Raw genomic sequence first — 13,249 nt, forward strand, 5'->3', positions numbered from 1 at the left:
CGATTCAGCCCTGCTTCTGCCGCGCGGCGGATTGACGCAAGCTGACCGGTTCACAGCTTGCGCGCGACGATCTCGGCGACGAGCGGGGTGATCATCAGCGTGTCGTCCGGGCAGTCGTCGAGCGCGCGGGCGAAGCGGCGGGCCTCGTCGGCGCCGGCGTAGCCGAGCTCGTGGAGCCGGGCGGCGTTGACCGCCATGAACGCGGCGGGCCAGCGCCAGGTAAAGTCGCTCGGCCGAACGATCTCGACCAGGGGCCGCGCCGCGACGATCTCCAGGCCGGCGGTCTTGAGCAGATCGGGGAGCTGAAGCGCGATGTCGGGCTCGCCGCCGCTGTCGCGCCAGCTGCGGATGACGAGGTCGCGGAAGCGCTCCACGTCCGGGTTGGGCGGCATGGTCCGCCACGCACCGTAATCGGCATATTCGTGGAACACGGCGACGCCCCCGGGCTTCAGCGCCTGCGAGATGTGACGGACAGTCGCGGCGGGATCGGCGACGAAGGACAGCAGCCAGCGGCACCAGGTCGCGTCCGCAATGCCATCGCCGAAGCCGGCCTCGGAGACGTCGTGGCTGCGCGCGTCGATATTGGTCAGGCCGAGGCGGCCGGCGCGGTCCTGGAGCGACGCGAGGAAGTTCGGCGAGCGCTCGAGAGCGATGACTCGGCCCTGCGGCCCGACGATCTCGGCAAGATCGGTGGCCGCGAAGCCGGGGCCTGCGCCGACGTCGATCACGGTCATCCCCGGCGCGATTCCGGCGGTCGTCCAGCCGTCGAGGACGTGGCGGCGCCACACAGCATGCTGGAGGCCGAGCCGCTCGACCTCGTCTGCCTGCGTCCCGAGGACGTAATCACCTTCGCTCATGCGCGCTCTGTGCGGAGCCGCGCCGGATCAGGCCAGCCGAATCTTGCGCCCAAACGCAAAAGGGCGGCCCGTTGCCGGACCGCCCCTCTGGTGATTTCCGAAGATCCGGAGCTTAGCGCTTCGAGAACTGGAAGGAACGACGCGCCTTGGCGCGGCCGTACTTCTTACGCTCGACGACGCGCGGGTCGCGGGTCAGGAAGCCGGCCTGCTTGACCGCGGTGCGGAGCGCCGGCTCGAAGCGCGACAGCGCCTGGGCGATGCCGTGCTTGACCGCGCCGGCCTGGCCGGAGAGGCCGCCGCCGGAAACGGTGCAGACCACGTCATACTGCTCGCGGCGCTCGGCGACGTCGAACGGCTGGTTGATCACCAGGCGCAGCGTCGGGCGGGCGAAATAGACTTCCTGGTCGCGGCCGTTGACGGTGATCTTGCCGGTGCCCGGCTTCAGCCACACGCGGGCGACGGCGTCCTTGCGGCGGCCGGTCGCATAAGCGCGGCCATAAGCGTCGAGCTGCTGTTCGCGAAGGACAGCGGCGATCTGCGGGCCCTGGGTCGAGACGCCATGGTCGTCGACCGGCTGCTCGCGGCGGCCACGGCCTTCCGGCGCGGCGGGAGCGGGAGCCGGCGCGGCCTGGCCCTCGACGACGGCGCCGAGATCGGAAAGGGACTGACGATTATCGGTCATGTTTTACGCGCCCACCTTGTTCTTGCGGTTCATGGCCGCGACATCGAGGACTTCGGGGTTCTGGCCGCCGTGCGGATGCTCGGTGCCGTTGTAGAGGTGCAAAGCACGCATCTGGTCACGGCCGAGCGGACCGCGCGGGATCATGCGCTCGATCGCCTTCTCGAGCACGCGCTCGGGGAAGCGGCCTTCAAGCACCTTGCCGGCGGTGATCGACTTGATGCCGCCCGCATAGCCGGTGTGCTTGTAATAGACCTTGTCGGCGAGCTTCTTGCCGGTGAAGCGGACCTTGTCGGCATTAATGATGACGACATGGTCGCCGCAATCGACGTGCGGCGTGTAGGACGGCTTGTGCTTGCCGCGCAGGATGTTCGCGACGATGGTGGCGACGCGGCCGACGACGAGACCGTCGGCGTCGATCAAATGCCACTTCTTTTCCACCTCGGCCGGCTTGACCGACTTGGTGGTCTTGAGGAGCGCCTTCATGGGCCCGGTGACCTTTTCTTAAAAACGGAAAGCCGCCACCCTTGCCCGGGACCGGGCGGGAGCGGCGCTGCGAGCGGCCAAATGGCAGCGAGGCCGCAGAAAGTCAACAAAGCCGCGGGTTTCGTGAGAGGTAAAATAATACCATAGCACATCCGGCGGGCGCGGTCGGAGTCTTGGGCCTGGGCCGCCCTCCCTCCGCGCGGCCTCGGATATTGCCGGGCGCGCGCGGCCCGGGTATGTCACTGTGTTACGACGGTAAGTCGGGAGAGGGTCATGAGGGGTGACTGGATGGCGGCGGCGACGCTGCTGCTCGCAACGGCCGCGACGGCGCAGCAACCTCCGGCAGGCGGGCCGCCGCCGCCGCCCGACAAGTCCACTCCCGTCGAATCGAACGAGCTGCGCGAGACCTGGAACGACCGGGTGAGTCAGGGTCCGCCGGTCGGCGCGATGCCGGAGTTCGACGGGTGGAGCATGGGCGCCGCGATGCCGCTGCCGCGCTCCGAGCATTCGGTCGCGGAATTCGGCGGCAGGATCTGGGTGCTCGGCGGCTATCCCCCCGGGCGTCTCCCCTCGAACCTCGTCCAGGTCTACGATCCGGCGACGAGCCGCTGGACGCTCGGCCCCAGCCTGCCCGAACCGATCCACCACACCCATGTCGCATCGGTCGGCGGCAGGATCTACGTGCTCGGCGGCGAGGTCGAGGGCGCGAGCACCGGACGGCCCGAACGCTTTGTGTCGAACGTGTGGATGCACGATCCGGCGGTCGGCGGCTGGGTTGCGCGAGCGCCGATGCCGACCGCGCGAGGCGGCGGCGGCAAGGCGGTCATCGACGGCAAGATCTACGTGGCCGGCGGTCGCCCGCCGGGAGGCTCCGCGTTCGAGGTCTATGATCCGGCGACCGACAGCTGGGAACGGCTTCCGGACATGCCGACCCAGCGCAACCACCTCGCCATGGTCGCGATCGGCGGCAAGATCTACGTCGCCGGCGGCCGCTTCGGCCCGGGCGCGGGCGCCGAGCGGACCGACATCGTCGAGATCTACGATCCCGCGACCCGCATATGGTCGCGAGGCGCATCGCTTCCGGCGCCGCGCGGCGGGATCACCGGCGCGGCCCATGCCGGCTGCATGTTCGTGTTCGGCGGCGAGGGCGAGCGGAGCCATGTGCTGGGCCTGACGCCCAACACCTATGCCTATGATCCCCGCGCCGACCGCTGGACGACGCTGCCCAACCTCCCGATCGCGGTCCACGGCCTCAAGGGCAGCGCGGTGATTGGCGGCCGCATCTTCCTTCCCGGCGGCGGGATCACGCTCGGCGGAAATTCCGGCACCAACGCGATGCAGGTCTACCGGCCGACGATGTCCTGCGAGTGAGGGCCGCGGACGAAGCGCGCTAGGCCTCGGGAGGCTTGTCGGCGGCTTCATCCAGCTTGGCCTTGGCCTGCTGGAGCGCTTCGATGTGAGGGAGCAGCTTGAGCAGCCCCTCGATCACGCCGCGGGCGCGTTCGCCGAGGTCGCCGAGGCGGACGTAGAGCTGGGGGACGTGGATGAGCAGGCGCAGGCCCTCCATGCGCGGGGACTCGCCCGCAGCGCCTTCGGTTTTTACCCGGCCGGCGAGCCGCTTCGAGTTGGCGACTCCGAGCAGCGCAGGGCCGACCCGCTGGAACGCGTCTTCCGGTAATGCCGCGATGAGCTTGGCGAGGAGGATGGCGGCGGCCTCGTGCCGGGCATCGCGGGCCACGCGCAGCGCCTCGACGAGGTCCTCGGCTCTGCCCGCGTAGAGCTGGGGGAGCCGAAGCAACGTGTCGAGCTTGCGCTCCATCCAGGTGGCGGGGCTGGCGATCAGCCGGTCCAGGGCGGAGAGTTCCGGCTCCAGCCGAGCGTCGAGCCGCTCGGTGACTTGCCGGCGGAGGTCGGCGGGGTCCGCGAACGGAGCCGGCGAAGGCCCTTGCAGCCGAAGCGCCGAGGCCAAAGCGAGGTGGGCGCCCTCCTCGCCGGAGCGCTCGCCGAGCTTGCGTGCCTTTCCGGGAAGGAAGCCAACTTGCGGGACGAACCCGGCCTGGCTGCCGAGCTGCAGCGCAATCAGGAAATAGAAGCCCGGGATCCAGGACAGCGGCGCTGGGCTTCCGTACCAGTAGGTCAGGGGCGGGCTGCCGGGGGGCTCCACGCGCACTCCAGCCACCTGGCCACGGTGAAACCGGGAAGACGGCGCGGCCACGTGGTCGAGGACCAGCGAATCCGTGGACCGCTCGCCGGGAATGGAGACGATGCGGTGATTCCTGCCATGGCGCAGGTGGAAGATGTGGAGCCGCATGTCGCGGACTTCGGACAGCCATTCGATCAGCTCCGGGTCGTCGGTCCGCTGAAGGAGCCAGCTGTCGGATGAGTCTTCCGCGTGGATTGCGGGCAGCGACAAGGCGTCGAGAAGGCGGGCGGCGAGATCCTGTCGGCCGGCGCCCCGAAGCAGAAGCGGCGGCAGCGGGCCGCTGTCGCGCGCCATCGCCTCGACCGCGCGATTGTCAGCCTGCCAGGCGGCGAAGTGACGACGGCTCGCGATCGCCGCGGCGGTATAGCCGGCGAGGAACAGCAGGAGCGGGGCGAGGAGCCATAACGGCTCTTCTCCCCGGGCGATGGCGACGGTCAGCAGGACAAGAGCGGCGGGCAGCATCAGCGCCTGGATGAGGTGGATCCGGAAGGCGAACAGGATCCACTGCAGGAACGGCACAGAGAGGAGCACCGCGAGGATCGCGGCGAGGATCAGCGGGCTGTACCAGTCGACCTCGCCGCCGCCTGCTCCAAGCCAGACCAGCCAGCCGAGCACGGCGAGCGGAATGGCGCGGTAGAGCAACGGGTGGAACGGGATCGGGAAGGTGAAGAAGAAGATCCAGCGCCAGCCGAGCCGGTGACCGATGCGGCCGAACGGGGCCGCCGCCCAGCCAGGGGTCCGTGTCTCGGTGCCCGTCATGGCGCCGATCTAGCGATCAAACACGAAGCTTGTGCTAACGGCGGCGGGATTGGAAAGGGCGGCGCCGGCGCGCTATCAGGCGGGCAAGAGACAAGGAGCAGATTTTGGGCCGCAGATATTTCGGCACGGACGGGATCAGGGGCCGCACCAACGAGGCGCCGATGACCGCGGCGATGGCGCAGCGCGTCGGCCAGGCCGCCGGCGCGCATTTCCGCCGCGGCGATCACCGCCACCGCGTGGTGATCGGCAAGGACACGCGCCTGTCCGGCTACATGATGGAGACGGCGCTCATCTCCGGCTTCACCAGCGTCGGCATGGACGTGGTGATGGTCGGGCCGGTGCCGACCCCGGCGGTGGCGATGCTGACCCGCTCGATGCGCGCCGACCTCGGCGTGATGATCTCGGCGAGCCACAACAAGTTCGCCGACAACGGCATCAAGCTGTTCGGGCCGACCGGCTACAAATTGAGCGACGAGGACGAGGCGGCGATCGAGGCGCTGATCGAGCAGGAGCCGCAGCTCGTGCCGGCCGAGGAGATCGGCCGTTCCAAGAAGATCGAGGACGCGCGCGGCCGCTACATCCATGCGGTCAAGACGACCTTTCCGGACCACCTGCGGCTCGACGGCCTCAAGGTCGTCGTCGATTGCGCCAACGGCGCCGCCTACGAAGTCGCGCCGTCCGCCCTGTGGGAGCTGGGCGCGGAGGTGGTCGCGCTCGGAGTCAGCCCCAACGGCCTCAACATCAACGAGGGCGTCGGCTCCACCGAGGTCGACCTGCTCTGCCGAACGGTGGTCGAGACCGGCGCCGACATCGGCCTTGCCCTGGATGGCGACGCCGACCGGCTGATCGTCGCGGACGAGAAGGGACGGGTGGTCGACGGCGACCAGCTGATGGCGCTGATCGGCACCTCATGGAAGCGCAGCGGCCGGCTGCGCGGCGGCGGCGTGGTCGCGACGATCATGTCGAACCTCGGACTGGAACGCTATTTCGAGGGCCAGGGGCTGAAGCTCATCCGCACCAAGGTCGGCGACCGCTACGTGCTCGAGACGATGCGCCAGCGCGGGTTCAACGTCGGCGGCGAGCAATCGGGGCACATCATCCTCAGCGACTATGGCACCACCGGGGACGGCCTCGTCGCCGGGCTTCAGGTGCTCGCGGCCCTCGTGGTCGCGGGCAAGCCGGCGAGCGAGTTGCTCAACCTGTTCGACCCGCTTCCGCAGCTGCTCAAGAACGTGCGCTTCAAGGGCGCCCCTCCGCTCGACAAGCCCGAGGTCAAGGCGGCGATCGCCGACGGCGAGGCGCGCCTCGACGGCCGCGGCCGCGTGGTGATCCGCAAATCGGGCACCGAGCCGGTCATCCGGGTCATGGCCGAGGGGGAGGACGAGGGACTTGTCGCGGAGGTGGTGGACAGCATCTGCGCGGCGGTGCAGTCAGCATAGCTGGGGAAGGGGGAGGCTGTCGTTGCTTGAGTTGAGGCCGGATTGCGAGCGCTGCGGCGCGGACCTGCCGCCGGACAGCGCCGACGCGCGGATCTGCTCGTTCGAATGCACGTTCTGCGCGGCCTGCGTCGACGGGCCGCTCGACCGGGTCTGCCCGAATTGCGGCGGCGAATTGCAGCCGCGCCCGACGCGTGAATCACATCTGCTGGAACGCTTCCCGGCCAGCACCGATCGGAAAGGCCCACAGTGACCATTCCCCGAATCCTCATCATCGCCGGGTCGGACAGCGGCGGCGGCGCCGGCATCCAGGCCGACATCAAGACCGTCACCATGATGGGCGGCCACGCGATGACCGCGATCACCGCGGTGACCGCGCAGAACACGGTGGGCGTGACCGCGGTGCATCCCGTCCCCACCGAGACGGTGATCGCCCAGATCGACGCGGTGGTCGACGATATCGGCGTCGACGCGGTCAAGATCGGAATGATCGGATCGCCGGCGACCGCGGAAGCGGTGGCCGAACGGCTCGCCCGCCTCGACGGCGTGCCGATCGTGTTCGATCCCGTCATGGTCGCGACCAGCGGCGCTGAGCTTGCCGACGAAGCGACCGTCGCGGCCTTCGGCAAGCTGATGGACGTCGCCACCATCACCACCCCCAACATCCCGGAGCTGGCCGAGCTGTCGTGGGGCGACGACCCCGTCCATGCCGCGCTTAAGCTCGTTTCCGATCATCGCTGCGCGGTGCTGATCAAGGGCGGTCACGAGAAGGGCGAGGCGCTGGTCGACGCGCTGATCGAGGAAGACAATATGACGAGCTGGCAGGGCAGCCGGCTCAACACACCGCATACGCACGGCACCGGCTGCACGCTGGCCAGCGCGATCGCGGTCCACCTGGCGCAGGGCCTGTCGCTGCCGGTCGCGGTCGACCGGGCGCGGCTGTTCGTGCGGCTGGCGCTGCGCGACGCGCCGGGGCTCGGCAAGGGCCACGGTCCGATGGGGCAGCAGAACGTGCGGCTCGACTCCGGCGACGGGCCGCGGCTCAACCAGGTCACCTTGCCGTGCAGCGACTTCGAGGCGACGCGCGACTTCTACCTCACTTTGGGTCTCACCCTGATCGTCGAGAGTGCGCCCGATTATGCGCGTTTCGAGGCGCCGGGCGGGGCGACCCTGTCGATCAGTCGCAGCGACGAGGCGGCGGCCGGCGCGACGGTCTATTTCGAGTGTGACGATCTCGACGAGGAAACCCAGCGGCTGAGCCGGATGGGCATTCGCTTCGAGCATGGGCCGATGAACCAGCCGTGGCTGTGGCGCGAGGCCCGCCTGCTCGACCCGTCGGGCAACGTCATCTGCCTCTACCGAGCCGGCGAAGCGCGCCGCTTCCCGCCATGGCGGGTCAAATCCTGATCGGTTCGCCGCGGGAATATCCACAGGAAAGGCCGCGTCGTTCCAGCTTGCGCTGGAATGACGGGAGGCCGGTGGGTTAGCTTTGGGCCATGGCGCCCTGCTTCAAGATCGAGAAGCCCTATCCCGAGCCGCTCGCCGGCGTGGACGAGGCGGGGTGCGCGCCGCTTGCCGGGCCGGTGGTGGCTGCGGCGGTGATCCTCGACCGCGCCAGATTTCCGCGCGGGATCGACGATAGCAAGAAGCTGCCGGCGCCGGTGCGCGAGCGGATCTGCGCCAAGCTCTACGAAGTGGCGCGGGTCGGCGTCGGCATCGCCTCGGTCGAGGAGATCGACAGCCTCAACATCTTCTGGGCGCGGATGCTGGCGATGACCCGCGCCGTCGAGGCGCTCGGCATGGACCCGGAGATGGTGCTGGTCGACGGCAATCGCTGCCCGAAATGGGAACGGCCGTCGGTGGCGATCGTCGCCGGCGACGCCAAGAGCCGGTCGATCGCGGCGGCGTCGATCGTCGCCAAGGTGACCCGCGACCGGATCATGGCCGAGCATGCCCGCGAATGGCCCGGCTATGGCTGGGAGACCAACAAGGGCTATCCGACGCCCGACCATTGCAACGCATTGAAGGCGCTGGGGCCGACGCCGCTGCACCGCCGCAGCTTCGCACGGGTGCGCGAGCGGTTGCAGCTTGAACTGATCGCGGCGGAATAAGCCGGAAGGGGAGGGAAGGCAGATCATGCCGACGAGAGACGATCAGGACCGGCGGTCGAGCGAGCCGTTCGACATGATGAGCGCGCTCGACATGCTGGGCCGGCGGATTGGCGGCGCGCTCGTGCTTGCCGGCGCGCTGATCGGTGTCGGAATCTATTGGAGCGGGGACACGACGGAGGCGCCGGAATATCAAGGCTTCGCGGCGGACGGTGAGGTCTTCCGCCTCAACCTCGACAGCGGCTCGATCATCGCCTGTAATGCGGAGCGCTGCACGCAGATCCTCCGGCCGGGGCAGGATCTCGAGGACAATGAGGGCAACACCCTGTTCCGGGTCCCGCCGGCCGCGCAGCTGCCCGCTCCGGCGGCGCAGCAGCCGGCAGCGCCGGCGCAGCCCGATCAGAGCGCGCCGAAGCAGGTCGATAGCGGCCAATAAAACTCGTTGGCCGGGTGAGTCTTCCCGGCCACACCACCTTTAGTGGAGTCTTGGGCGGCCGGGCCGCTACAAGATGTGGTGCGGGACTCGTTTCGTTCCGCGGGACGGTTAGCGGCGCGTTAACCAATTTGATCCACAGTCCGCTTGACCGGGGAGTCCGCCGGACTCCACACGGGACCTCTTGAGCTTGCGACAGGGGGCAGGGGATGACGGCGTTTCAGCGCCTGAAATTGAAGACGGTTGACGCTCCGAAGGCATTGGCGCCGGAGCTCCCGCTCGACACCATCATTCAGTCGGATTGCGTGGCGGCGATGAACGCGCTTCCCGAGGCGAGCGTCGACATGATCTTCGCCGATCCGCCCTACAATCTGCAGCTCGGCGGCGACCTGTTCCGGCCGGAAGGCAGCCGCGTCGACGCGGTCGACGACGATTGGGACAAGTTCGAGACCTTCGCCCATTATGACGATTTCAGCCGCGCCTGGCTGGCGGCGGCTCGGCGCATCCTGAAGCCGAACGGCACTTTGTGGGTGATCGGCAGCTACCACAACATCTTCCGGGTCGGCGCGGCGCTCCAGGACGAGGGTTTCTGGATCCTCAACGACATCATCTGGCGCAAGACCAACCCGATGCCGAACTTCCGCGGCACCCGCTTCACCAATGCGCACGAGACGCTGATCTGGGCGTCGCGCTCGGAGGAGAGCCGCTACACGTTCAACTACCGCGCGATGAAGGCGCTCAATGACGAGCTGCAGATGCGCTCGGACTGGGTGATCCCGATCTGCGCCGGGCAGGAGCGGATCAAGGACGGCGGCCACAAGGCGCACCCGACGCAGAAGCCCGAGGCTTTGCTCTACCGGGTGCTGCTCGCCTGCACCAATCCGGGCGACGTGGTGCTCGATCCTTTCTTCGGCACCGGCACCACCGGGGCCGTGGCGAAGCGTCTGGGCCGGCACTTCATCGGCGTCGAGCGCGAGAAGCGTTATGTCGCAGTGGCCGAGGCGCGGATCGCGGCGGCGCTGCCGCTCGACGAAAGCGCGATGAAGGTGATGGCGTCGAAGCGCAGCCAGCCGCGCGTGCCGTTCGGGGCGCTGATCGAGGCCGGCCTGATCGCTCCGGGAACCGTGCTGACCGACGCCAAGCGGCGGTGGCAGGCGACGGTGCTCGCCGACGCGTCGATCGCCAGCGGAACCGTCCAGGGCTCGATCCACAAGGTCGGAGCGTCTCTTCAGGACGCGCCGTCGTGCAACGGCTGGACCTTCTGGCATGTCGCGGGCGAAAAGCTGGAGCCGCTCGATGCACTCAGGCAGCGCTACCAGATGCTCACGGGGCTTGAGTGAGATCACTCTTCTCCCGCAAGCGGGAGGACAGGGTGGAACGCGTCTATCTTCGGCCGACGGCCTTCGTCGACAGCCCGGTTGGGCTGGACGAAGCGGCGCAGCGCCTGGCCGGCGGGCTGATCTGGTTCTCGGCGGTGGAGATCATCCGGCGCAGCGGCGCGACGGTGACCCGGGAGCTGGTGCCGGTCTCCGACATCGCCGCGCGACTGCCCGATCTCGGTGACAGGGCGACTCAGGCCTGGCAGCGGCTGACCGCGCCGCGGCCGGCGCTGACGCTGCGCGAGCGCACGATCCGGCTCGACCAGCCGCAGGTGATGGGCATCGTCAACGTGACGCCCGACAGCTTCTCGGACGCCGGCCAGCTCGCCGATGCGACCAAGGCGATCGAGGCGGGCCACGCAATGGCCGCCGCGGGCGCCGCGATCATAGACGTTGGCGGGGAGTCGACCCGGCCCGGCGCCCAGCCGGTGTGGGAGGGCGACGAGAGCGGGCGGGTGATTCCGGTGGTCCGCGCGCTTGCCGGCGCCGGCAATGCAGTCTCGGTCGACACCCGCAAGGCGGTGGTGATGGCGGTCGCGCTCGAGGCGGGCGCGGCGATGATCAACGACGTGTCGGCGCTGACCTTCGACAATCGTTCGGCCGAGGTGCTTCGGGGCGCGTCGTGCCCGGTCGTGCTGATGCATCACCAGGGCAGCCCCGAGACGATGCAGCAGAACCCGACCTATGACGGGCCGGCGTTGCTCGAAGTCTATGACTGGCTGGAAGCGCGGGTCGAGTCGGCGGTGGCGGCGGGGATCGACCGCGCGCGCATCATCGTCGATCCGGGCATCGGCTTCGGCAAGAATGTGCAGCACAATCTCGAGCTGATGAACGGCCTCGCGCTGTTCCACGGGCTGGGTTGCCCGCTGCTGCTCGGCGCGAGCCGCAAGCGGACGATCGGTGCGCTGTCCAACGAGGCGCCGCCGGACCAGAGGCTCGGCGGTTCGCTGACGCTGGCGCTCAAGGCGGCGGAGCAGGGGGCGCAGATCATCCGGGTCCACGACGTGTTCGAGACGGTGCAGGCGCTGCGCGTGTGGCGCGGCCTCAGGGACGCGGCGCTGACGGCGCTGTGAAGATGAATCGGTTCTTACTCGACCTGGTCGAATCAGGGCTCTTGTTCTTGGCCCTCTTCCTAACGCTGCCCTACGTCCCATCAAATGACGTCGGGACACTTCCATTTGGCGGCACCGGTGCGCTGGCGATCGTTCCTTTTGCCGCGAGCCGGCTTCTTCGCTGGGGGCGCCGCTACCTCCTGGCACTCCTTGAGACGGTGGCGTTCGCCGCGTTTGCGTGGGTCGCAAATGCGGTAGCGAATCTCCTCTACGCGATGTGACGTGCGTATCCGTCGATGTTCAGCGGTCCTCGCCGAACACCGCGATCATCGGCCCGAGCGACGGGTAGGCGTCTATCCTGCCGGCGGGGCGGTCCCACAGGCTGGAGACCGCGCCGTCGAGGAACAGCGCATTGGGGCAGCCGAGGCGGTCGCGGAACAGGCGGGCGAAGCGGCCGAACGAGACCGGCTCGTCGCTGATCGCGAACCAGGCGGTGTCCGCGTCCGCCACACCGACGCCGTTGCGGACGTGGAGCGAGGTGCCGTTCTCGCTGAAGCGCGGGTGGAGCCGGCCGTCGATGACCAGAATCGGGCCGGACTGGGTGGCCCAGCGGATGGTGTCGGAGGCCTCGTAGTCCTCGCTGGTGACGACGGCGACGCGACCGTCCGCGTCGACCGTGAACACGCCGTTGGGCTTGAGGTGGAAATTGCCGCTGGCGTTGCGGGTGTTGAGGGCGCGGCGCTCGGTCCCGTCCTCGATGTAGAGGCCGATCGGGCGGCCGCTGCGGTCGTACATGCCGGCGTTCATGGCGAAGCGCAGGGTTTCGGCGCGCAGACCGAGGTGGCGATCCAGCGCGGCGAGGCTGCGCAGCGGGCGGCCGCCGAGATCGAGGAACAGCGCGATCCGGTCCTCGCCGCGGCGGTAACGGCAGGCGGTGAAGCGGCTGCCTTCGAACTCGATCCGTTCGCAGGCGCCCTCCGCGGGCGCGAGCAGGTCGTCGAGCTTGCGCGGCGCCGGCGCCGGCTCGGGGCGCGGCCACAGCAGCCACGCTGCGCCACCGGCGGCGGCGAGCAACAGGGCGGTTACGGCGGCGCGGCGGCTAGAGCGAATAGCCGCCATCCGTGACAAGGGTGGTGCCTGTGTTGAAGCCGGCCACGTCGGAGAGGAGGAAGGCAATCTGGGCGGCGATCTCCTCCGGCGTGGCGTAGCGGGCGAGCGGCGTCGCCATGCTCGCCATCGCGGTATAGGCGGCTTCCTCGCTGCCATGGGCCGCGACCAGGTCCTTGAAGAAAGCGAGGTTGCTCCAGATCGGAGTCTCGACTCCGCCGGGCGCAATGGCGTTGACCCGGATCTTGTCGGGTGCGCCTTCCTTGGCCGCGATCCGGGCGAGGTGGAGGACGGCGGCCTTCGAAGCGCCATAGGCGGCGATGCCGGGCTCGGCCTTGATCCCGGCCACCGAGGCGGTGACGACGATCCCGCCGCCGCGCCCGGTCGCCTTGATCGCGCGCATCGCCGCGCTGAGGCTGAGAAACGCCCCGTCGAGGTTCACGCCCATCACCCGCCGCCAGTCGGCAAAGGGCAAGTGGGCGATCGGCGTGCCGCCTTCGCCGATGCCGGCGTTGATCACGGCATGGGTGAGCCCGGACAGATCGGCGTCGCGCCAGAGCTGTTCGTCGGCGACGTCGCCGACAATCCTCGGCGCGTCGAAGGCGCAGAGGCCGCCTTCGTCGCGATCCATCAGGATCAGCTTCGCGCCGCGCTCGGCGAGAAGGCGCGCGGTCGCCGCGCCAATCCCGGAAGCCGCGCCGGTGACCAGGACCCTGGCGGAAGAGAAGTCGGTCATCCCTTCGAGATAGC

The 13,249-nt window shown here is 69.1% G+C and carries 14 protein-coding genes; 8 read left to right on the top strand and 6 right to left on the bottom strand.

The window, feature by feature from the left end:
* Nucleotides 1-50: 50 nt before the first annotated feature.
* The 3 genes from G7B71_RS10205 to rplM all read right to left on the bottom strand — a co-directional run bounded on the left by G7B71_RS10205 (nucleotide 51) and on the right by rplM (nucleotide 2,022).
* The gene (locus G7B71_RS10205) at nucleotides 51-857 is read right to left on the bottom strand and encodes a methyltransferase domain-containing protein (RefSeq protein ID WP_166040498.1); all 807 of its coding nucleotides are present in this window, start codon (nucleotides 855-857) and stop codon (nucleotides 51-53) included.
* A gap of 112 nt (nucleotides 858-969) precedes the next feature.
* Complete coding sequence (gene rpsI, locus G7B71_RS10210) at nucleotides 970-1,539, bottom strand: 30S ribosomal protein S9 (protein ID WP_166040500.1); 570 nt, start codon at nucleotides 1,537-1,539, stop codon at nucleotides 970-972.
* Between the two features lie 3 nt (nucleotides 1,540-1,542).
* A complete protein-coding gene (gene rplM, locus G7B71_RS10215; protein ID WP_166040501.1) occupies nucleotides 1,543-2,022 on the bottom strand; it encodes a 50S ribosomal protein L13 in 480 nt (159 codons plus the stop codon).
* Between the two features lie 273 nt (nucleotides 2,023-2,295).
* On the opposite strand from rplM, the gene G7B71_RS10220 reads away from it, so the two are divergent.
* Nucleotides 2,296-3,393, top strand: coding sequence for a kelch repeat-containing protein (locus tag G7B71_RS10220; protein WP_166040503.1), 1,098 nt, complete (start codon nucleotides 2,296-2,298; stop codon nucleotides 3,391-3,393).
* A 19-nt stretch (nucleotides 3,394-3,412) separates the two neighbouring features.
* On the opposite strand, the gene G7B71_RS10225 is transcribed toward G7B71_RS10220, so the two are convergent.
* Nucleotides 3,413-4,984: a hypothetical protein gene (locus G7B71_RS10225; protein ID WP_166040505.1), complete on the bottom strand. Its 1,572-nt coding sequence runs from the start codon at nucleotides 4,982-4,984 to the stop codon at nucleotides 3,413-3,415.
* Between the two features lie 104 nt (nucleotides 4,985-5,088).
* Here G7B71_RS10225 and glmM point away from each other — a divergent pair, with 104 nt between their 5' ends.
* The 7 genes from glmM to folP all read left to right on the top strand — a co-directional run bounded on the left by glmM (nucleotide 5,089) and on the right by folP (nucleotide 11,413).
* Nucleotides 5,089-6,423, top strand: a complete 1,335-nt coding sequence (gene glmM, locus G7B71_RS10230) for a phosphoglucosamine mutase (RefSeq protein WP_166040507.1) — start codon at nucleotides 5,089-5,091, stop codon at nucleotides 6,421-6,423.
* 22 nt (nucleotides 6,424-6,445) lie between these two features.
* Complete coding sequence (locus tag G7B71_RS10235) at nucleotides 6,446-6,673, top strand: DUF1272 domain-containing protein (protein ID WP_166040509.1); 228 nt, start codon at nucleotides 6,446-6,448, stop codon at nucleotides 6,671-6,673.
* Complete coding sequence (thiD, locus tag G7B71_RS10240; RefSeq protein WP_166040511.1) at nucleotides 6,670-7,827, top strand: bifunctional hydroxymethylpyrimidine kinase/phosphomethylpyrimidine kinase; 1,158 nt, start codon at nucleotides 6,670-6,672, stop codon at nucleotides 7,825-7,827. Before G7B71_RS10235 ends, thiD begins: the two co-directional genes overlap by 4 nt.
* An 89-nt stretch (nucleotides 7,828-7,916) precedes the next feature.
* Nucleotides 7,917-8,531 (top strand): ribonuclease HII, encoded by a 615-nt coding sequence (locus G7B71_RS10245; RefSeq protein WP_166040513.1) that lies wholly within the window; start codon nucleotides 7,917-7,919, stop codon nucleotides 8,529-8,531.
* A gap of 25 nt (nucleotides 8,532-8,556) precedes the next feature.
* Entirely contained in the window at nucleotides 8,557-8,964 is a 408-nt protein-coding gene (locus G7B71_RS10250) for a hypothetical protein (protein WP_166040514.1), read from the top strand.
* 206 nt (nucleotides 8,965-9,170) lie between these two features.
* Nucleotides 9,171-10,301 carry a site-specific DNA-methyltransferase gene (locus G7B71_RS10255; RefSeq protein ID WP_166040516.1) on the top strand — a complete coding sequence of 377 codons (1,131 nt, stop codon included), beginning with the start codon at nucleotides 9,171-9,173 and terminating at the stop codon, nucleotides 10,299-10,301.
* Between the two features lie 32 nt (nucleotides 10,302-10,333).
* Nucleotides 10,334-11,413, top strand: a complete 1,080-nt coding sequence (gene folP, locus G7B71_RS10260; protein ID WP_166040518.1) for a dihydropteroate synthase — start codon at nucleotides 10,334-10,336, stop codon at nucleotides 11,411-11,413.
* Between the two features lie 279 nt (nucleotides 11,414-11,692).
* Here folP and G7B71_RS10265 read toward each other — a convergent pair whose 3' ends face one another.
* Nucleotides 11,693-12,511: a phosphodiester glycosidase family protein gene (locus G7B71_RS10265; RefSeq protein ID WP_166040520.1), complete on the bottom strand. Its 819-nt coding sequence runs from the start codon at nucleotides 12,509-12,511 to the stop codon at nucleotides 11,693-11,695.
* Nucleotides 12,492-13,235, bottom strand: coding sequence for an SDR family oxidoreductase (locus tag G7B71_RS10270; RefSeq protein WP_166040522.1), 744 nt, complete (start codon nucleotides 13,233-13,235; stop codon nucleotides 12,492-12,494). Before G7B71_RS10270 ends, G7B71_RS10265 begins: the two co-directional genes overlap by 20 nt.
* Nucleotides 13,236-13,249: the final 14 nt, after the last annotated feature.

Origin of the sequence: Sphingosinicella sp. YJ22, assembly GCF_011320075.1 — a bacterium.
Lineage (GTDB): Bacteria > Pseudomonadota > Alphaproteobacteria > Sphingomonadales > Sphingomonadaceae > Allosphingosinicella.